15 protein-coding genes are annotated in these 20,510 nt (G+C 61.0%); 8 read left to right on the top strand and 7 right to left on the bottom strand.

The window, feature by feature from the left end:
* Positions 1-25: 25 nt before the first annotated feature.
* A complete protein-coding gene (gene rplQ, locus C8K61_RS12130) occupies positions 26-412 on the top strand; it encodes a 50S ribosomal protein L17 (RefSeq protein ID WP_108096517.1) in 387 nt (128 codons plus the stop codon).
* Between the two features lie 197 nt (positions 413-609).
* Positions 610-2,058 carry a catalase gene (locus tag C8K61_RS12125; RefSeq protein ID WP_108096516.1) on the top strand — a complete coding sequence of 483 codons (1,449 nt, stop codon included), beginning with the start codon at positions 610-612 and terminating at the stop codon, positions 2,056-2,058.
* Between the two features lie 54 nt (positions 2,059-2,112).
* Here the strand turns inward: C8K61_RS12125 and C8K61_RS12120 are convergent, their stop codons facing one another.
* A complete protein-coding gene (locus C8K61_RS12120; protein ID WP_108096515.1) occupies positions 2,113-2,574 on the bottom strand; it encodes a tRNA (cytidine(34)-2'-O)-methyltransferase in 462 nt (153 codons plus the stop codon).
* On the opposite strand from C8K61_RS12120, the gene C8K61_RS12115 reads away from it, so the two are divergent.
* On the top strand, positions 2,566-3,015 hold the full coding sequence (locus C8K61_RS12115; protein WP_108096561.1) for a hypothetical protein: 450 nt from the start codon (positions 2,566-2,568) through the stop codon (positions 3,013-3,015). The genes C8K61_RS12120 and C8K61_RS12115 overlap by 9 nt on opposite strands.
* Before the next feature lie 171 nt (positions 3,016-3,186).
* Here C8K61_RS12115 and ntrC read toward each other — a convergent pair whose 3' ends face one another.
* From ntrC to glnA, 5 genes are all read right to left on the bottom strand, one after another.
* Positions 3,187-4,620 (bottom strand): nitrogen regulation protein NR(I), encoded by a 1,434-nt coding sequence (ntrC, locus tag C8K61_RS12110; RefSeq protein WP_108096514.1) that lies wholly within the window; start codon positions 4,618-4,620, stop codon positions 3,187-3,189.
* A complete protein-coding gene (glnL, locus tag C8K61_RS12105) occupies positions 4,617-5,702 on the bottom strand; it encodes a nitrogen regulation protein NR(II) (RefSeq protein ID WP_108096513.1) in 1,086 nt (361 codons plus the stop codon). The genes ntrC and glnL overlap by 4 nt, the downstream gene beginning before the upstream one ends.
* A gap of 192 nt (positions 5,703-5,894) precedes the next feature.
* Complete coding sequence (locus tag C8K61_RS12100) at positions 5,895-6,515, bottom strand: DUF4124 domain-containing protein (RefSeq protein WP_108096512.1); 621 nt, start codon at positions 6,513-6,515, stop codon at positions 5,895-5,897.
* A gap of 3 nt (positions 6,516-6,518) precedes the next feature.
* Positions 6,519-7,076, bottom strand: a complete 558-nt coding sequence (locus C8K61_RS12095) for a DUF4124 domain-containing protein (protein ID WP_108096511.1) — start codon at positions 7,074-7,076, stop codon at positions 6,519-6,521.
* Positions 7,077-7,364: 288 nt separating this feature from the next.
* On the bottom strand, positions 7,365-8,771 hold the full coding sequence (gene glnA, locus C8K61_RS12090; protein WP_108096510.1) for a type I glutamate--ammonia ligase: 1,407 nt from the start codon (positions 8,769-8,771) through the stop codon (positions 7,365-7,367).
* Positions 8,772-9,102: 331 nt separating this feature from the next.
* Here glnA and thiI point away from each other — a divergent pair, with 331 nt between their 5' ends.
* Both thiI and typA read left to right on the top strand, forming a co-directional pair.
* Positions 9,103-10,557, top strand: a complete 1,455-nt coding sequence (gene thiI, locus C8K61_RS12085; protein WP_108096509.1) for a tRNA uracil 4-sulfurtransferase ThiI — start codon at positions 9,103-9,105, stop codon at positions 10,555-10,557.
* A gap of 129 nt (positions 10,558-10,686) precedes the next feature.
* Positions 10,687-12,507: a translational GTPase TypA gene (gene typA / locus C8K61_RS12080; RefSeq protein ID WP_108096508.1), complete on the top strand. Its 1,821-nt coding sequence runs from the start codon at positions 10,687-10,689 to the stop codon at positions 12,505-12,507.
* Between the two features lie 215 nt (positions 12,508-12,722).
* Here typA and C8K61_RS12075 read toward each other — a convergent pair whose 3' ends face one another.
* Positions 12,723-13,130: a YkgJ family cysteine cluster protein gene (locus C8K61_RS12075; RefSeq protein ID WP_108096507.1), complete on the bottom strand. Its 408-nt coding sequence runs from the start codon at positions 13,128-13,130 to the stop codon at positions 12,723-12,725.
* Positions 13,131-13,427: 297 nt separating this feature from the next.
* Here C8K61_RS12075 and C8K61_RS12070 point away from each other — a divergent pair, with 297 nt between their 5' ends.
* From C8K61_RS12070 to C8K61_RS12060, 3 genes are all read left to right on the top strand, one after another.
* The gene (locus C8K61_RS12070; RefSeq protein WP_108096506.1) at positions 13,428-17,081 is read left to right on the top strand and encodes a DUF2339 domain-containing protein; all 3,654 of its coding nucleotides are present in this window, start codon (positions 13,428-13,430) and stop codon (positions 17,079-17,081) included.
* Entirely contained in the window at positions 17,081-18,460 is a 1,380-nt protein-coding gene (locus tag C8K61_RS12065; RefSeq protein WP_108096505.1) for a DUF3999 domain-containing protein, read from the top strand. The genes C8K61_RS12070 and C8K61_RS12065 overlap by 1 nt, the downstream gene beginning before the upstream one ends.
* Positions 18,461-18,753: 293 nt before the next feature.
* A complete protein-coding gene (locus tag C8K61_RS12060) occupies positions 18,754-20,421 on the top strand; it encodes a histidine kinase N-terminal 7TM domain-containing protein (RefSeq protein WP_108096504.1) in 1,668 nt (555 codons plus the stop codon).
* The last annotated feature ends 89 nt before the right edge of the window (positions 20,422-20,510 follow it).

Below are 20,510 nucleotides of genomic sequence, written 5' to 3'. Positions count from 1 at the left end.
CGTAAGTTTGGTAAGGAATTGAACCATGCGTCATCGTAAGAGTGGTCGTCACCTGAGCCGCACTAGCGCTCACCGCAAGGCCATGTTTCAAAACATGGCGGTGTCGCTGTTTGAGCACGAGCTGATCAAAACGACCCTGCCTAAGGCCAAGGAACTGCGTCGCGTAGCCGAGCCGCTGATCACCCTGGCTAAAGAAGATAGTTTGGCAAACCGCCGTCTGGCCTTCGACCGTACTCGTTCGAAAGCCATCGTTGGTAAGCTGTTCAACGACCTGGGCAAGCGCTACGCCACCCGTCAGGGCGGTTACCTGCGTATCCTCAAGTGCGGTTTCCGCGCTGGCGACAATGCTCCAATGGCTTATGTTGAGCTGGTTGACCGTCCGGTCGGCGGCGCAGCTGTAGACGCTGAGTAAGTCGTAGGTTGTAAGAAAAAACCGGGCCTTGGCCCGGTTTTTTTGTGCCCGAAGAAAAGACGGCTATAGATAACGCCAGGCTAAAAGTATTTGACTATCGATAGTCTGTATTTAATGAATTGTCTATAAGCGATAGTGAACCTTAATCTCTCCACCAACGCCGGGCCACACCGGTTGAATATGACCAGGAGAGTGAAATGAGCCAGTCCCCAATCCTCACGACCGCAAGCGGTGCGCCGGTTGCAGACAATCAGAATTCCCGTTCGGCTGGGCCGCGTGGCCCGCTGCTGTTAGACGACTTCCACCTGGTAGAGAAGTTGGCCCACTTCAACCGCGAAGTGATCCCGGAACGCCGCGTGCACGCCAAGGGTTCAGGCGCCTACGGCACCTTCACCGTTACTCGCGATATCACGGCGTACAGTCACGCCAAGCTGTTTGAGGCGGTCGGTAAGCAAACCCCGATGTTCCTGCGCTTCTCTACCGTAGGCGGCGAGCGCGGCTCAGCTGACACCGAGCGCGACCCGCGTGGGTTTGCGGTGAAGTTCTATACCGAAGAAGGCAACTGGGACATCGTCGGCAACAACACCCCCGTGTTCTTTATTCGCGACCCGCTGAAATTCCCCGATTTCATTCATACGCAAAAGCGCCTGCCGCAAAGCAATCTGAAAAGCCCGCAGATGATGTGGGACTTCTGGTCGCTGTCGCCGGAGTCGCTGCACCAGGTCACCATTCTCTTTTCTGATCGCGGCATTCCGGATGGCTACCGGTTTATGCACGGCTTCGGTAGCCACACCTTCAGCCTGATCAACGCTGACGGCGAGCGGCATTGGGTGAAGTGGCACTACAAGAGCGAGCAAGGCATTAAAAACCTCTCGCCGACTGTGGCTGCACACCTTGCCGGTACCGACCCGGATTACGCCCAGCGCGATCTCTTTGGTGCCATCGAGCGTGGCGACTTCCCGAAATGGAAGGTGTGCATTCAAGTGATGTCGGAGGCTCAGGCGGCGGCTCATCGGGAAAATCCCTTCGACGTGACCAAGACCTGGTCGCAGAAGGAGTTCCCGTTGATCGAGGTCGGTGTAATCGAGCTCAATCGTAACCCGTTGAACTACTTCGCCGAGGTGGAGCAAGCAGCCTTTGCCCCGAGCAACGTGGTGCCAGGTGTAGGTCTGTCGCCGGACCGAATGCTGCAGGGACGGGTTTTTGCCTATGCCGACGCCCAGCGCCACCGCATCGGTACTAACCACCAGCAGTTGCCGGTCAATGCACCGAGATCACCGGTGCAGAACTATCAGCGAGACGGTGCCATGCGCTTTGACGGCAACGGCGGCGCTGCGCCGCACTATGAGCCGAACAGCTACGCCAACGCGCCGAAACAAGCGCCGCAGTACCGCGAGCCCGCCCTGGCGCTTGAGGGGGCAGCAGATCGTTACGATCACCGCACCGACAGCGATTACTACAGCCAGGCCGGTGCGTTGTTTCGCTTGATGAGTGCTGAGCAACAAGTGTTGCTGATCAGCAATATCGCCGGTGCCATGCAGGGCGTCAGTGAAGACGTTCAGCGCCGCCAATTGGCTCATTTCAGTCAGGCCGATGCGGCCTATGGTCGTGGCGTTGCCAAGGCCCTGGGTTTCAATCTGGAGTAACGGCTAAGCAACAAAAAGGCGCCCTTCGGGGCGCCTTTTTTATTGGGGCCAGAACTACTCCAAAGCGAAGCCAAGCTGACGCCAGCCTTCATACACAGCAACGGCTACCGTATTGGACAGGTTCAAGCTGCGACAGCCTGGGCGCATCGGCAGGCGCAGCCGTTGTTCGGCGGGCAGGGCGTCCAGCACATCGGCAGGCAAACCGCGGCTTTCCGGGCCAAACAGTAACGCGTCGCCCTTGGCGAAGGTCGCTTCATGGAAGGGCCGTGACGCCTTGGTGGTGAACGCAAACAGGCGTGGTTGGCCAAGGCTCACCAGGCAGCTGGCGAGATCAGTGTGGCGGGTCAGGGTGGCGTATTCGTGGTAATCAAGGCCGGCACGGCGCAAGCGTTTGTCGTCGAGCTCGAAGCCGATCGGTTCGATCAGGTGCAGACTGCATCCGCTATTGGCGCAGAGCCTGATAATGTTGCCGGTATTGGGGGGGATTTCCGGTTGAAACAGAATCACGTGAAACATGCACGACTCCGACTTGAGGGCGTCGAGGAGTTTACCCTCGAAGCGCCGGATCCGCGGCCAAAATTATTGCTCCGCGTGGTGGCGTCTTTGGCGCTGTTCGGCTTTCTGGTGGGGATGATGATCGGTCGCCTGCAGGACCCCGAGCCGGTGATGTTGGACGATATGCAGATAACTGCCGATGGTATGCAACTCTGGTTCGATGCTGAGCCAAAAGTGCACGCTGAGCACGTCCATGGTGCGGTGGTGATGCGATTCGATGCGGAAGGTAGTTCGCGCCAGGGCCAGCTGCAATTGGACGGTAGAAACGTCAATTGGCGGCTTTTGCGCAGCAAGGGTGGGTTGTTGCTGAATCTGGTCGCGGCCCGCCCGCTGCGTGCCGAGTGGCAAGGCGCAGCGGAAGGTGGACGGTGGCGGCTGGTGATCAGCCTGGCTCCTGAATAGGAGCGCGGAATAAAAAAGGGGAATCCCCGGCCTGCCTGTACCAAGGTCCCCGAAAACTGGGGGTGTTTCTTTTCTACACTTAACACTATGCAGGTGGTGTGCCAGTTTTATTGCAGGGCACAAAAAAGCGAGCTCTAGGCTCGCTTTTTTGTTGGGGGAAGAGGCGCTGGCTTAGCCTTCGTCTTCCTCGTCGTCGCCGCCGTCGATCTTCATGCCAAGCTCTTTTATCTTACGAGTCAAGGTGTTACGGCCCCAGCCTAGCAGCACGGCGGCGTCGCGACGGCGGCCGGCGGTGTGCTTGAGGGCGGTTTCAATCATGATCCGTTCGAAGGTCGGAACCGCGCTATCCAGCAAACTGGACTGGCCACGAGCGAGTGCCTGATCCGCCCATTGGCGCAAAGCCTGCTCCCAATTGGTCGCGGGAGCACTGTCTTGGGGCTGAGTGAGCAATTCTGGGGGCAGGTCGTCGATATGCACTTCGCGACCGGAGGCCATCACCGTGATCCAGCGGCAGGTGTTTTCCAGCTGGCGCACGTTGCCTGGCCACGGCAGGTTCTTCAGGTAGTCCTCAGTCTCGGTTTTCAGCAGCTTTGGCTCGACGGCCAACTCTTGAGCGGCGCGAGCGAGGAAGTGGCGGGCGAGGGTGGGGATATCTTCGCGGCGATCGGACATGCGCGGAATGTGAATGCGTATAACGTTCAGGCGGTGGAACAAGTCCTCACGGAACTTGCCGGCCTGTACCAGGTTTTCCAGGTTCTGGTGTGTGGCGGCGATGATGCGCACGTCGACCTTTACCGGAGTGTGGCCTCCGACACGGTAGAACTCGCCATCGGCCAGCACGCGCAGCAGGCGGGTTTGAGTGTCCGCCGGCATATCGCCGATTTCGTCGAGAAACAGGGTGCCGCCGTCGGCTTGTTCGAAGCGGCCGCGGCGCTGGTTGGCAGCGCCGGTGAACGCGCCTTTTTCGTGGCCGAACAGCTCGGACTCCATCAAGTCTTTCGGAATCGCCGCCATGTTCAGCGCGATAAATGGGGATGCCGCGCGCGGGCTGTGCCGATGAAGGGCATGGGCAACCAACTCTTTACCGGTGCCCGACTCACCATTGATAAGCACGGTGATGTTGGAGTGGCTCAAACGGCCGATGGCGCGAAACACTTCCTGCATCGCCGGCGCTTCGCCGATGATTTCCGGAGTGCGGGTCTGCTCCACAGGTACATGCAGGCCTTGTTGTTCCTGAGCATGCTGGAAGGCGCGTTTGACCAGCGACACCGCTTCGTCGACGTCAAACGGCTTGGGCAGGTATTCAAAGGCGCCGCCCTGGTAGGAGGCCACCGCGCTTTCCAGGTCGGAATGGGCGGTCATGATGATCACCGGCAGGCGCGGGTACAGCTCGCGGATGCGCGCCAGCAAGTCCAGGCCACTGGCGCCGGGCATGCGGATGTCGGAAATGATCACGTCCGGCTGCTGACGGCTGAGGCGGCTGAGCACGCCATCGGCACTGTCGAAGCTGGTGGTGGTCATGCCTTCTTGCTGCAGGGCTTTTTCCAAAACCCAGCGGATGGAACGATCGTCGTCGACAATCCAGACGGTTTCGCTGCGGCTCATGACGAAGTAGCTCCTTGTTCCAACGGCAGGAAGATCGAAAACACGGTGTGGCCAGGGTGGCTTTCGCATTCGATCAGTCCCTGATGCTGACTGATGATGTTCTGGGTGATAGCCAAGCCCAGTCCGGTACCGTCCGGACGACCACTGACCATGGGATAGAAGATGGTTTCTTGAAGTTCAGCCGGAATGCCCGGGCCGTTGTCGATGATTTCCACCTTGGTCACCAGGCGATGCCGGGTGTGGGCGATGGTGAACTGCCGCAAAGTGCGCGTGCGCAGCATGATGCGGCCCTGGCGGAATTCGTTCTGGCCGCCAATGGCCTGCATGGCATTGCGCACAATGTTTAGCACCGCCTGAATCATCTGTTCGCGGTCGATCATCACGTCCGGAATGCTGGGGTCGTAGTCGCGTACCAGGGTGATGCCGCCTTGGCTCTCTGCTTCTACCAGACTGCTGACCCGCTCCAGCACTTCGTGCACGTTGGTCATCGCCAGCGACGGGAGTTTGTTCGAGCCGAGCATGCGGTCGACCAGGTTACGCAGGCGGTCGGCCTCTTCGATGATGACGTTGGTGTAGTCCTTGAGGTTCTCGTCCGGCAGTTCGCGCGCCAGTAGTTGCGCTGCGCCGCGAATGCCGCCTAGCGGGTTCTTTATTTCATGGGCCAGGCCACGCACCAGCATCTTGGTGGTTTCCTGCTTGGACAGCTGGGCTTCTTCCTTGGTGATGCGCAGCAGGCGATCACGCGGATGAACCTCCAGCAGCAGCAGGGTGGCGCCGCGGTTGAGAATGGGGGTGACGGCATAGTCCACCGTCAGCGTTTGCCCGGTCAGGGCAATCAGCACCGCTTCGCGCTTATTGAACGGGTGGGCTTCTTCGACAGCCTGACGCAACGAAGCCAGCGCTTCGGGTGACTCGGTAAACAATTCGCTGATGAATTGGCCGTGGCTGCGCTGGCCACTGACGGCCAGAAGCATCTCCGCGGCGGGGTTCATGTACTCAAGGCGCAGTTCGGCATTGAGCAGCAGAGTCGCAGTGGTCAAGTTGTCCAACAGCAGGCGGTGCAGTGCGTCGTTGATGGTCATCTATGGGATCCCGAGAATGGGACTGAAAATGCAAAAAGCAAACCAAAGCCCCGAAAAGACGCGCGATCCGGGTCCGAACGGTGAAATTGGGTCGTTTTTCTGCACCGCTGTCCGATGGCGACGAACCAAAACAGGGAGAGCATAGAATTTGGTGCGCTACAAAGCACCATATTGGTGCCTTGTCTGTGAGGTCTAGAAGAAAGGCAGAATTGAAATGTCGTCGTCTTCTTCGGGTTTATCACCAATCGGGCATTCCGGGCGCACGCCGTAGTCGTCTTTCTTGCACGGATTCGCCCGACGCTTGCTCTCCAGCGAGGTGCGCACGATATGCACCGGTTGGCTCGGGGTGCGCTCGATAATGCGGCCAGTGGCATCGACGATTTCCGCGGCCAATTGGTGAGTGCCACGGTCCAGGTTGGTCAGCGGGAATACCGGGCTGCGGCTGAGTGCGGCGGCTTCTTTGCCATCCAGCAGCAGGCGATAGCTGTGGCCGGGCATCAAGACCGGGTCGCTGGTCAGGGTGACGATCAGATCGCCGGAAGAGCCTTCGCGGATGGTCGCATCCGGTTCGGGCACCAGAATGCGCAGCAAGTCGTAGGCCGGTAACTCGGCCGCCGGCGCCACTGGGGCGGGGGCGCGCACGGCGGCCGGATTTTTCTGGTTCATGCCATTGGTGGGGGCAATCTCCACCTTTTTGGCATTGCCCCTGGGTTGGTCGGTAAAGACCCGGTTACCTTCACTGTCGATGTAGGTGTACACATCGGCCATGGCTGGCAGACCCAGCAACAGCAGGCAGAACAGAGCGAATCGCATGTTTTAGTTGGCTGGCCTTGGGGTCGGTTTGGGCGGGGTGACGCGCGCCGGGCTGTTGGTGCTGACGCGTTGAATGGCGAAGGTGACAGTTGGGCTCTGCTGGATCAAGCGATCACCGCTGAAGGCCTGCACCGATACGCTGTGTTCGCCGCGTTCGATGTTGCTCAGGGGGAATTGCTGGCTATTGGTCAAGCCGCCATAGGGCTGGCCATCGAGCAGCAATTGGAGGCTGTCGCCAATACGCAGTTGCGGTTCGATGCGTACGTCGATCGTGAGGTTGCCGTCGTTGCTGCGTAGCGCTTCGGCGTCTGGCAGGTTGGCGATTTCCAGTACTTCATACACCTGAGTGGCGGCGGCATTGCCTTGGCCGTTACCGGGCATAGTGGGTGGCGGAGGAGATTTCACCGTATTCACTGGCGGCAAGCTTACCGCTTCGGCATTGGTACCTAGGGGCGGCTGGTTGGTAAAGACGGTGTTGCCGTTTGCATCGGTGTATTTGTAGATCTCGGCGCTGGCTGGCAGGGTCAGGGCCGCTAATAGGCAGGTAACGATCAGGCGCATGGCAAGAGGTCCCGTGGGGTGTGTGCTTAGCCTTGCACCGCAACGCTGCGCTGGCAAGTTTGTACGGCATTGTGTGCGTTCTTAGTCACATCAAAAAAAACCGCGAGGATCGTCGTTTGCAGGAATCGCGGCTAAAGCCCCTCCCACAAGAAACTGCGATTCTTGTGGGAGGGGCTTTAGCGGCGATGCTTTTGATCTTTTTCACGCTAATAAAAAAGGCCTCCCTAGGGAGGCCTTCTCAATCACGCCGCTAAGAAAGCGAGCGTGTCTGGCTTAACGCCGCTGTACTTAAACGCTGTAGTACAGGTCGTATTCCAGAGGGTGCACGAAGGTGCGCACTTTGATTTCTTCTTCGCTCTTCAGCTCGATGTAGGCATCGATGAAGTCGTCGCTGAACACGCCGCCTTTGGTCAAGAACGCGCGGCCCTTGTCCAGTTCTTCCAGGGCTTCTTTCAGGCTGCCGCACACTTGTGGGATCAGCTTGCCTTCTTCTGGAGGCAGGTCGTACAGGTTCTTGTCCGCTGCGTCGCCAGGGTGGATCTTGTTCTGGATACCGTCCAGACCAGCCATCAGCAGTGCTGCGAAGGCCAGGTACGGGTTGGCAGCCGGATCCGGGAAGCGCGCTTCGATGCGGCGAGCTTTCGGGCTGGAAACGTACGGGATACGGATGGACGCGGAACGGTTACGAGCCGAGTAGGCCAGCATTACCGGAGCTTCGAAACCTGGGACCAGACGCTTGTAGGAGTTGGTCGACGGGTTGGTGAAGCCGTTCAGAGCCTTACCGTGCTTGATGATGCCGCCGATGAAGTACAGAGCGGTATCGGACAGGCCGGCATAGCCTTCGCCAGCGAAGGTGTTCTTGCCATCTTTGCCGATCGACAGGTGAACGTGCATACCCGAACCGTTGTCGCCGTACAGTGGCTTCGGCATGAAGGTAGCGGTTTTGCCGTAGGCATCAGCCACGTTGTGTACGCAGTATTTCAGGGTCTGAACTTCGTCAGCCTTGGCAACCAAGGTGTTGAACTTCACGCCGATTTCGTTCTGGCCGGCAGTCGCCACTTCGTGGTGGTGAACTTCGATGACCAGACCCATCTCTTCCATGGCATTACACATGGCAGTACGGATTTCGTGGTCGTGGTCGCACGGCGGAACTGGGAAGTAACCACCTTTAACGCCCGGACGGTGGCCTTTGTTGCCAGTTTCGATGTCAGCGTCGGACATCCAGGAGCCTTGTTCGGAGTAGATCTTGAACATGGAGCCGGAGATGTCGGATTTGAATTTCACTTCGTCGAAGATGAAGAATTCTGGTTCCGGACCTACGAATACGGTGTCACCGATACCGGTGGTCTTCAGGTATTCCTCGGCACGCGAAGCGATGGAGCGCGGGTCGCGGTCGTAGCCTTGCATGGTCGACGGTTCGATGATGTTGCAGACCAGAATCAGGGTCGGCTCTTCGGTGAACGGGTCGAGAACGGCAGTGCTGTCTACTGGCAGCAGGATCATGTCGGAGGCTTCGATGCCTTTCCAGCCATGGATGGACGAGCCATCGAACATCTTGCCGACTTCGAAGAATTCGTCGTCAAGGGCGTCACGGGCCGGCATGGTCACGTGGTGCTGCTTGCCTTTGGTATCGGTGAAGCGCAGGTCAACCCACTTCACGTCGTGTTCTTTGATTAGTTGAAGCGCCTTCGACATGGTGTCCTCCAGATGGTGGGGCGTTGTGATTTTTTAGCCCCAAATAAAACGGTGAAGCCGGGCGGCATAGTCCGCCAGGGCAACCTGCCTCACAAGGGAGCAAATTGCATGCCAGTGCCCCGAAGTGGGTTTGATGCACGAAAGGCAGGCGCTGCGGGGGCTGCGCTCAAGATTTGCGCGCCTCGGTGCACCAAAATGACACTCAGGCTAAATGGCGTGATGCATTTTGGTGCGCTCGCGATCTTTGTATGCATTGCCTGGTTAAACCTTGAGCAATTTCCGCTATAATCCGCGCCCCTTAATTTTGGCCGGGCTCGCACGCACTGTTTTCATGAAACTTATCGTTAAAGTCTTCCCCGAGATCACCATTAAAAGCCGGCCGGTGCGCACGCGTTTCATCCGCCAGCTTGCGAAGAATATTCGCGCGGTGATGCGTGACCTGGATCCAGAGCTCGTGGTGGACGGCGTGTGGGACAACATCGACGTTGAAACCCAGCTGACCGAGCCGAAAGTTCTCACGGAAATAAAAGAGCGCCTGACCCGCATCCCGGGCATCGGCCAGTTCCTCGAAGTGAACGAATACCCGCTGGGCGACTTCGACGACATGGTCGAGAAGTGCAAAGCGCACTTCGGCGAGCAGCTTGCCGGCAAAGTATTCGCTGTGCGCTGCAAGCGTGCCGGCAAACATAGCTTCAGCTCCATGGATGTCGAGCGTTACGTCGGCAGCCAATTGCGTCGCCAATGCGGCGCCGCCGGCATCTCGCTGAAAGAGCCAGAGCTGCTGGTGCGCATGGAAATCCGCAATCAGCTTCTCTATGTCATCCACAGTCAGCACGAAGGCCTGGGCGGCTACCCGCTCGGTGCTATCGAGCAGACGCTGGTGCTGATGTCCGGTGGTTTCGACTCCACCGTGGCGGCGTACCAGATGATCCGTCGCGGGCTGATCAGTCACTTCTGTTTCTTCAACCTCGGCGGCCGCGCCCACGAGCTGGGGGTGATGGAAGTCGCTCACTATCTGTGGAGCCAGTACGGCAGCTCGCACCGCGTGCTGTTCGTCAGTGTGCCGTTCGAAGAAGTGCTCGGCGAAATTCTCGGCAAGGTCGACAACGCGCACATGGGCGTGGTGCTTAAACGCATGATGCTGCGCGCCGCTACCCGTGTGGCCGATGGCCTGGACATCGATGCGCTGGTCACCGGCGAGGCGATCTCCCAGGTGTCCAGCCAGACCCTGCCGAATCTATCGGTGATCGACCGCGCTACCGACAAGCTGGTGATGCGCCCGCTGATCGCCAGCCACAAACAAGACATCATCAACATGGCTGAGCACATCGGTACCGCCGAATTTGCCAAGCACATGCCCGAATATTGCGGTGTGATTTCGGTAAACCCGACCACCCGCGCCAAGCCTGACCGCGTCGTGTATGAAGAAGCCCAGATCGATATGAGCGTGTTCGAGCGAGCGCTGGAGCGCGCCCGTTCCGTGCCGATCGACCGGGTCATCGACGAGTTAAGCCAAGACATCCAGGTTGAGGAATTGAGTGAAGCCTTGCCTGGGCAGATCGTGCTGGACATCCGTCACCCGGATGCTCAGGAAGATCTGCCGCTGGAGTTGGACGGCATTGAAGTAAGAGCCTTGCCGTTCTTCGCGCTCAACAGTCGCTACAAGGAACTGGACCCCACCCGTCAGTACCTTTTGTATTGCGACAAAGGCGTGATGAGCCGCCTGCATGCCCACCACTTGCTCAGCGAGGGGCATGCCAATGTGCGCGTTTATCGTCCGGCATAAAACGCCGGGGCTGAATGGCGGCAGTATCCGCCACCGCCCCCCCGACCGACGGGGCAGTTGAGCCACTCATTCTTCATACTGGCCGCCTAGACTTAGCGGCGAACCGAATCCTCTGATCGAGATTTAAAAGTGATCGAAAATCTACGCAACATCGCCATCATCGCCCACGTTGACCATGGTAAGACCACCCTGGTTGATAAACTCCTGCGTCAATCCGGCACCCTGGAGCGCAACGAGCTCAACGACGAGCGCGTGATGGACTCCAACGACCAGGAAAAAGAGCGCGGCATTACCATTCTCGCGAAGAACACCGCGATCAACTGGAACGGCTACCACATCAACATCGTGGACACCCCCGGTCACGCCGACTTCGGCGGCGAAGTTGAGCGCGTAATGTCGATGGTGGACTCGGTTCTGCTGCTGGTCGACGCCCAAGACGGCCCGATGCCGCAAACCCGCTTCGTAACCAAGAAAGCCTTCGAAGCCGGCCTGCGCCCAATCGTGGTCATCAACAAGGTTGACCGTCCAGGCGCGCGTCCGGACTGGGTTCTGGACCAGATCTTCGACCTGTTCGACAACCTCGGTGCTACCGAAGAACAGCTGGACTTCAAAGTCGTGTACGCCTCCGCCCTGAACGGTATTGCTGGTCTCGACCACACCGACATGGCTGAAGACATGACCCCGCTGTACCAGTCCATCGTCGACAACGTTCCGGCTCCGGCCGTAGACCGCGACGGTCCGTTCCAGATGCAAATCTCGGCACTGGACTACAACAGCTTCCTCGGCATTATCGGCGTTGGCCGTATCGCCCGTGGTCGCGTCAAGCCGAACACCCCGGTGGTTGCCATCGACGCCGACGGCAAGCGCCGCACTGGCCGTATCCTGAAGCTGATGGGTCACCACGGTCTGCACCGCGTAGACGTGGAAGAAGCTGCTGCCGGCGACATCGTCTGCATCAGCGGTATGGACCAGCTGTTCATCTCCGACACCCTGTGCGACATCAACAACGTCGAAGCCATGAAGCCGCTGACCGTTGACGAGCCGACCGTATCGATGACCTTCCAGGTTAACGATTCGCCGTTCTGCGGTAAGGAAGGCAAGTTCGTCACCAGCCGCAACATCAAAGAGCGTCTGGACAAAGAGCTGCTGTACAACGTGGCACTGCGCGTTGAAGAAGGCGACTCGGCTGACCGTTTCAAAGTATCCGGCCGTGGTGAGCTGCACTTGTCCGTACTGATCGAAACCATGCGTCGCGAAGGCTTCGAAATGGGTGTAGGTCGTCCTGAAGTAATCATCCGTGTAGTTGATGGCGTGAAGAACGAGCCGTTCGAAAACGTCACCATCGACATCCCGGAAGAGTCGCAGGGCAAGGTCATGGAAGAGATGGGTCTGCGTAAAGGCGACCTGACCAACATGTCCCCGGATGGCAAGGGCCGTGTACGTCTGGAATACAACATTCCAGCCCGTGGTCTGATCGGTTTCCGTAACCAGTTCCTGACCCTCACCAACGGCGCCGGCATCCTGACCTCGATCTTCGACCGTTACGACGTGATGAAGTCGGGCCACATGTCTGGCCGTCAGAACGGCGTACTGGTTTCGGTTGAAACCGGTAAGGCACTGACCTACTCCCTGGAAACCCTGCAAGCGCGCGGCAAGCTGTTCGTTGAGCACGGTCAGGACATCTACAACGGTCAGATCGTTGGTCTGAACAGCCGTGATAACGACCTGGGCGTGAACCCAACCAAAGGCAAGAAGCTCGACAACATGCGTGCTTCGGGCAAGGACGAAACCATCGCCCTGGTTCCGCCGGTTCGTTTCACCCTGGAACAGGCTCTGGAATTCATCCAGGACGATGAATTGTGCGAAGTGACGCCGAAATCCATCCGTCTTCGTAAGAAGATTCTGGACGAAGGCGAGCGCACCCGCGCTGCCAAGAAAGCGGCCAAGTAATTGGTTTAGCTTCGGCTAAATAAAAACGCCCCCGGTCGCGAGACCGGGGGCGTTTTTGTTTGTGCGCCAGAAAGATTAAAAGCCCCTCTCCCCAGCCCTCTCCCGCAGGCGGGAGAGGGGGCCGAGCGGTGATCGGCGGGGAGAAGTCACCCCTCGCCCGCTAGGTCGGCCGGACAGGCGAGAGGGGCTGGGGGAGAGGGCTGGCTGTTACGCGATTAAACCTTGGCAGCCGCCTTCGGCTTATACGCGCAATACCCCGGCCGTGGCCCGATCTTGGGGTGGTTGCGGCAGGTATCCGGGCGCTGTTCGTAGATGGTGCACAGGCGGGTTTTGCGGTCGAGGTACAGGCAGTCGTTGTTGCCCATGCGGGTCAGCGTATAGATGCCGTACTTCTGGTTGAAGCGCTCGACCACGCCATCTTTCATCAGGCGCTTGGCGATCTGCTTGGGCGGTTCGCTGCGTTCGAATTCCTGCACCAGGCCGATGCGCAGCAGGTCGGCGAATTTCACTTCCACCGGCATCGTGCAGCAACTGGAAACGCAGCTGCTGCACATGCTGCGTTCGTATTTGATCCAGGTGTCGGTGCGATCAAGTTCCGCACCCACCACCAATAGCTTTGTCATGACACTCACACCTGTAAAAACGCTGGCCTGCCACAGTCTGGCAGGGCTCAAGGCAAGCGCTACGCGGTGTGGGGGCGGCATGATAGCGAGATTGGTGAAATTGTGAACAACCATCCGCCGATTCATTGCAAAGCGTGCGCTGGTAGTGGCGGTGTTGCGGGGCCGGGCGGATATACTCTGCGCCATTGCAGGCCCCGGCCTGCGCGCGCTGGACAGGGATGCCCGGGTGCCCGATGTGACGTCGGCACAACGGTGGCAGTCATTGGCCTGGCACCTCGGATGACTAGGAAGCACTGCATGCAATGGATTTTCATGCTGGTCGGTCTGCTTATCGGCGTTTCGCTGGATGAGTCGATCGCGGATGGTTTGCTCGGCGCCCTGCTGGGCTTTGCGCTCGGCCAATGGCTACAACTGCGCAACCTGCAGCACCGCAACGAGGAGCTGAGCACCAAGCTCACCGGCTTTGCCGAACGCTTCGAGCGCGGCAACAACGCCGTCACCGCGCGCCTCGCGCAACTGGAACAACGCCTGGCCAGCGGCGCCACGCCTGGCCCAGTCGCCGAGCCGGCAGCGACCACTGCCGCAGAAGTTCCTGCCGCCAGCATTGCGGTCGATGAGCTGGACTTCACCCTGGAACTCGAACCCGAAGCCCTCACCGTGCCAACGGATGATCCGGGCCTGGTGTTCGAGTTGCCGCCGGAGCTGCTTTCCTCGCCGCCAACGCCTGTAGCAGCGGCCCCTTTCCAGGTCGTCGATGACTGGAGCCGCGAACCCGTCGCACCGCCACCTCCACGCCAGCCACCTAGCCCGCCGACACCGCGCGAGCCAAACCTGTTCGAGCGTGGTTTCAGCGCGGCGAAGAACTGGTTGTTTGGTGGCAACACGGTGCTGCGCATCGGTGTAGTGCTGCTGTTCCTCGGTCTGGCTTTCCTGCTGCGCTACGCCACCGAAGGCATGGTGGTACCGGTGCAGGTGCGGTATGCCGGGGTGGCGGCGAGCGCCGTGGCCCTGCTGGCGCTGGGCTGGTGGTTACGTCTGCGCAACCCCAACTACGCCTTGATGCTGCAGGGCACCGGTATCGCGGTGCTGTACCTGACGACGTTTGCCGCGTTCCGATTGCACCCGCTGCTCGATCCGAAAATGGCCCTGAGCCTGTTGGTGGTGGTGACCATTTGCTCGGCCATTCTTGCCGTCACCCAGAACGCCATGGCCCTGGCGGCGGTGGCCGCCCTGGGCGGTTTTGCCGCGCCGATTCTGACCTCCACCGGCAGCGGCAACCATGTCGCGCTGTTCTCTTATTTCGTCCTGCTCAACGCCGGCATCTTTGCCATCGCCTGGTTCAAGGCCTGGCGCCTGCTCAACCTGATCGGCTTTGTCGGCACCTTCGGCATTGGCTTCGCCTGGGGCGCCCGCTCCTATGTGCCGGAGTTGCTGTGGAGCACGGAGCCGTTCCTGGTGCTGTTCTTCCTGATGTACGTGGCCATCGGCTTGTTGTTTGCCCGGCGCAAATTGCGCGAGCACAGCGACGGCCCCGATGACGACAGCCGCGACGCGCTGCTGCGCTGGTCGCGCCGCCAGGGCGACTACGTCGACGGCACCATGCTGTTCGGCCCGCCTCTGGTGGGCTTTGGTTTGCAGTTCGCGCTGGTGCAGCACATCGAATTCGCTGCCGCCTTCAGTGCGTTGGCCATGGGCCTGCTGTACATGTTGATCGCCCGGGTACTGGTCGGCCGTGCGCCGGGCCGGGCCTTGCTGCTGGTGGAAACCTGCATGGCGCTGGGCGTTATCTTCGGTTCGCTGGCCATCCCGCTGGGCCTGGACGCGCGTTGGACCTCCGCCGCCTGGGCCGTGGAGGGCGCCGGGATCTTCTGGCTGGGCCTGCGTCAGCAGCGGCCATTGGCGCGCGCCTTTGCCATGCTCCTGCAGTTCGGCGCGGCGATGGCGTTCCTGGTCGACCTGCACAGCGGCGAACACTCCCTGCTCGACGGTTCCTGGCTCGGCGCGTTGATGCTGGGCCTGGCCCTGCTGTTCAGTCACTACCACTTGCGCAAGGCCGCGCCAGAACAGGCCAAAGAGTGGGAGCGTCGCGGTCTGCCGGTATTGGCTGTGCTGGGCCTGAGTTTCCTGTACCTGCTGGCGCCGCTCAACCTGCAGGCCGAAGCCACTGCGATCAGCTGGGCGTTGGCCGGGCTGGCGACCTTGTTTGTTGGCCTGCGCATCCATTCTCGTAGCTTCCTGTTCACCGCGTTCGGCGTGCAGCTGGTGGGCGGTGCGCTGTTCCTGCTGCAACTGCGTGGCGCGGGTGCTGACGACAGCGGCGTGTTCAGCGCCGGCTGGCGCGGCCTGGTGGTGGCCTCGCTGATTGGCTTGGCGCTGATCGGCGGCATGCTGGTGGCGGCGCGCGACAGCCAGGTACGCAGCGATGCGCGGCTGATGCGTGGGTTGTCGCTGGTGCTGCTGGTGGGCTTGGTATTTATCAACCTGGCGGTGCTGTTTGTGCTGCCGTGGCAGACCGCCAGTGCGGTGTGGGCGGGCAGTGGCCTGCTGATCGTGTGGCTGAGCCTGCACCTGCAGCAGCGCGCCAGTTTTGTCTTCGGTCTGTTGCTGCAGGCCTTGGGTGGCATTGCCTTCCTTGCCGCTAGTCCGTTGTTGCTTGGCCCGCTGAGCAGCGAAGGACTGCGGCCATTGGCCCATGCCGGTTTCTGGACGCCGGCGACCTTGGCGATTGCCGCCATGATTGGCGCCTGGCGCCTGATGCGCGCCGCGCGCAACGACGCCGATGTCATGGGTTCGTTGAGCCTGGAGCGGCTGTCGCAATTGCTGTTGGTGTGGGGCGCCGGTTGGTGGGTGCTGGCGGCGGTCAGCGAAGTGCTGCGTTTTGCCGACCCGCTGCTGCAAGTGCCGTTGTTGTTGATCGTCGCGGCCGCCAGTGTGGCGTTGTGGGCCTGGCTGGCGGCGCGGGAAAACTGGCAGGCGCTGGCCTTGCTGAGTCCGCTACTGGTGCCGGCGGCGGGCGTCGCCCTGCTGTACGCCTGGCAAGAGGCGTATCACCCGGCCGCGCATTACGGTTGGCTGGGTTGGGCGCTGGTGTTCGCCGTGCACCTGTGGTCGCTGCGTCGTCTGGCGGTCTTGCTGCCGGCCAATGCCCTGAGCGCGGCCCATGTGTTGGGCTGCTGGCTGATCATCGGCGTGCTGGCGCTGGAGTTGCGCTATTTGCTGTACGTGCTGTCGGACCACTACAACGCCTGGCGTTGGCTGGGTTGGGCGGTGCTGCCCAGCGTGTACCTGCTGGCCATGGCCTCGCCACGCAACTGGCCGTGGCCGGTGCGCACCTATTCCCGCGAATACCGCGTGTACGCCGCCTTGCCACTGGCGGTGCTGATGCTCGGTTGGTTCTGGCTCGCCAACATCGCCAGCGACGGCAATGCCGAGCCGCTGCCCTATGTGCCGCTGATCAACCCGCTGGAGCTGGGCATGCTGTTCGCACTGTTCGGCGTGTGCCGCTGGCTGCATAACGCCTTGCCGCACCTGCCTGAGGGCGAGCGCCTCGGCTGGTTGCCGCAGGTGGTGGCCGGGGCCTCGTTGTTTGCCCTGTTCACCGCGCTGGTATTCCGCGCCGCGCACCATTGGGGCGGCGTGCCGTACCAGGTGGACCTGCTGCTTGAGTCGATGCTGGTGCAGGCCGGGTTGTCGATTGTCTGGACCCTGATCGCCCTGGCGCTGATGATCTTCGGCCACCTGCGCAGCCGTCGCGAGATCTGGCTGGTGGGCGCCGCGCTGATCGCCGTGGTGGTGGCCAAGCTGTTCTTTGTCGAACTGGGCAACCGCGGTGGGCTGGAGCGCATCGTGTCGTTCATTGGCGTCGGCGTGCTGTTGCTGATCGTCGGTTATTTCGCGCCGCTGCCGCCTCGGCAGGCGGTCACAGAAACAGAAGAAGAGCAGGTCAGTTGATGACGACGGTATTTTCCCTGGCGGCGCTGCGCCGCGTAGTGGTGGCGGCTGCCGTCACGCTGGCTGCGAGCACCGCGATGGCCGAACAGCCGGCCGACTACAGCACCCAGGTGCCGCTGACCCTCAGCGGCGAAGGCCCTTGGTACCGGCTTGAAGTGCCGATGGCGTTGCGCCTGGCTGCGCGGTTCGGCGACCTGCGCGACCTGCGGGTGTTCAACGCCGAAGGCGAGGCGCAGGCCTACGCCCTGACCCTGGGCAGCGCCGAGCAGAGTGAAAGCAGCATGGCGACGGCGGTGAAGTGGTTCCCGCTTTACAGCGCGGTCGATGCCACCAGCGAGGTCCCTCAGGTGCGGGTGGAACGCACCACCACCGGCACCATCGTCGAGGTCGGCCCGCAAGCCGTGACCAGCACCGATAAGCAGCAGGTGCTGCGCGGTTGGTTGCTGGATGCCAGCGCCATTGATGCGCCGCTGAATAAGCTGAGTCTGGACTGGACTAGCGAGCAGGATGGTTTCCAGCGTTTCACCATTGAAGCCAGTGACGACCTGCAAACCTGGTCGCGCTGGGACGATGGCCAGATCGCCCGCCTGGCCTTTGCCGATGACCGCATCGAACAGCGCGACACCAGCTTGCCCGGCCAGCGTGCCCGCTACCTGCGCCTGCTCTGGCTGGCGCCGCAAAAAGCGCCGGTGCTGATCAGTGCCGAGCTGTACAGCACCACCCACAGCAGCGTGGCGGCGCCGTTGTCCTGGTCGGAGGCGCTGCCGACCACGCTGGTGAAGGCGGGCGAGTACAACCTCGATCTGCCGGTGCCCTTGCCGCTGGAGTTGTTGCGGGTGGAACTGGCGCAGGCCAATACCCTGGCGCCGGTCAGTGTCAGCACGCGGCGCGAGAGCAAAGACAGCTGGCAGCCGTTGGCGCGCGGGCTGCTGTATCGCCTGCCGGAAAACGGCAAGGACGTGATTCACGACGAGCTGCAGTTGCCGGGGCAATGGGTGCAGCACCTGCGCCTGCAGGTGGATTCGCGCGGTGGTGGCCTGGGTAAAAATGCACCGACGGTGCGGGTGGGTTTGCGCGCCACGCAGCTGGTGTTCCTGGCTCGCGGCACGCCGCCTTATGTGCTGGCGCTGGGCAATGCCGACGGCAAGGCCAACAGCTTGCCGCTGACCACCTTGATACCGGGTTATGACGATAAGCGTCTGGCCAAACTGGGTGTGGCCAAGGCCGGTGCGCCGCTGGCTGTGGCGCCGAGCGCCCAGGCAGCCGCACCTGTCGCCAGTGTCGACTGGCAGCGGTATGGCCTGTGGGCCGTGCTGTTGGTGGGGGTGGGGTTGTTGGTGGGGATGGCCTTGAGTCTGCTGCGCGCGCAAAAAACGTAGCTATCGGCCAATCAAAAGCATCGAGGCTGAGGCCTCTCCCACAGGTTGTGCGATCCCTGTAGGAAAGGCTTCAGCCTCGATTCCTGAAAACGGCAAAATCAGCGACACCGTGTTGCCCCGCCGTTACGCAGAAGATCTTTAGTTTTTCTCCCCTGATGGCGTATCGTTGCGCACGCGCGTCAATGCTGGCACAGAGCCTTTCTGGCTGAACCAGCGCACAACTCTCCTGGAAATATTCCGCAAATGGCTCCCCCGCTCCGGGTGGTGGGCCATTTCGCTGTAGGTATCGGGTCATGAGCCTTTGCAGTAACTCAGGTTGGGCGTTGAGCATGCCGGTGGTGTTTACTGCATTGGTGTGCGTCGGCGTGCTTATGCTGGCGCACTGGGTGACCCGTCAGCGTGGCTTTCCTGGCCGCGAGAGTTTTTTTCTGCTGCACCTGGCCAGCTTCTGGTGGCTGGCCGCGGCCAGTCTGGAAATGGCCGCGCAGGGCAGCAGTTGCAAGGTGTTCTGGGCCGCGATGGCCTGGCCTGGCATCGTCGGTTTGCCGACCTTCTGGGCGGTGTTTCTCTGGCAGTACGTCAACAGCGAGCGCAAGCCGCTGCCACTGAGCCAGGTCGCGGTGTTCGCGGCGGTGCCGGTGATGGTCTGGCTGCTGGCGCTGAGTAACCCCTGGCATGGCCTGTTCTACACCCCGGATACAGCGCCGGCTTCCGACCTGCCCGGCGCGCCGATCAACTACCGCCATGGCCCGCTGTTCTACGCCACGGCCATCTATGAATACGCCTTTGTGCTGTTCTGCCTGGCAGTGGTGATCAAGGCCGCCGTGCTCAGCAGCGGAGTGCATCGCCGGCATTACCTGGCGTTTGGCTTGGTCACCTTGCTGCCGTGGGGCGCCAACCTGTCGTATGTGTTCTGGGATGTGCAGCTGTTCGGCTTCGACCCCACACCGTTCTGTTTTGCCTTCACCTTGCTGGCGTTCTCCTGGTTGATCGTCGGCGTGCGTCTGTTCGATCTGCTACCGGTGGCGCGTCATCTGTTGCTGCAGGAGTTGCTCGACCCGGTACTGGTGGTCGACACCCAGCACCGTGTGCTGGAAGCCAACCCCGCCGCCTGCCGATTGGCCGACAAGAGCGGGCAATGGCAGGGTGTGCCGCTGAATGAATGGCCGGTGTATGGCGAAGCCCTGGAGGCGCTGTTGCAGCAGCCGCTGAGCGCCAATCAGGATCGCCTGCTGACCCTGGAAAACCCCGTTCGCCATTTTGAAGTCAGCTGCCGCGCCATCGAGCGCGCCACCCGCAATGGTTCCTCGTTGCTGGGGCAGATGCTCTACCTGCGCGACGTCACCCAGCGCCACCTCAGCGAACGCAAACTGGCCGAAGCCCTGGCGGTGAGCGAAGACCGTCTGCGCACCATCTCCAGCCTGCATGAACGCCTGCAGGAGCAAGCCCTGCGTGACCCGCTCACCGGCCTCTACAACCGCCGCTACCTCGACGAATTTTTCGACCGCGAGCTGGCCCGTGCGCAACGCGAGAAAAAACCGCTGGCGCTGGCGCTGATCGACCTCGATCACTTCAAAGCGCTCAACGACTCCCACGGCCACCTGGTCGGCGATGACGTGCTGGTGCTGGTGGCGCAGATGCTCAGCGATTCATTGCGCAGTACCGACGCGGTGTTCCGCATTGGCGGCGAAGAGTTTCTGCTGATCCTCCCGGGCGTCTCGCCGCAAGAGGCGCGGCAACGGGTGGAGCGTATCTGCCTGCAATTGGCGATCACCCCGGTGATCACCCGCAATGGTCCGCGCACGGTCACCCTGTCTGCCGGCATGGCCTGTTGGCCGGCGCAAGGCGAGTTTCTCGAAGACCTGCTGCAGGTCGCCGATGCGGCCCTTTATGAGGCCAAACGTAGCGGCCGTAATCGGGTTTGTGGCATGGATACTGCGTCTTCGCAGGGCTTGTCCTAGACGCGTACTGAACTCTCCCGACAGCCCCTGGGTCTGACAGGAGGAATTGCTGGCAGACTCGCGCTAAACTGCGCGGGATTTCAAACCCT

The organism is Pseudomonas sp. GV071 (assembly GCF_003050835.1).
GTDB lineage: Bacteria > Pseudomonadota > Gammaproteobacteria > Pseudomonadales > Pseudomonadaceae > Aquipseudomonas.
The sequence above is the reverse complement of the archived record's forward strand: the minus strand, read 5'-3'. Positions and strand labels throughout refer to the sequence as shown.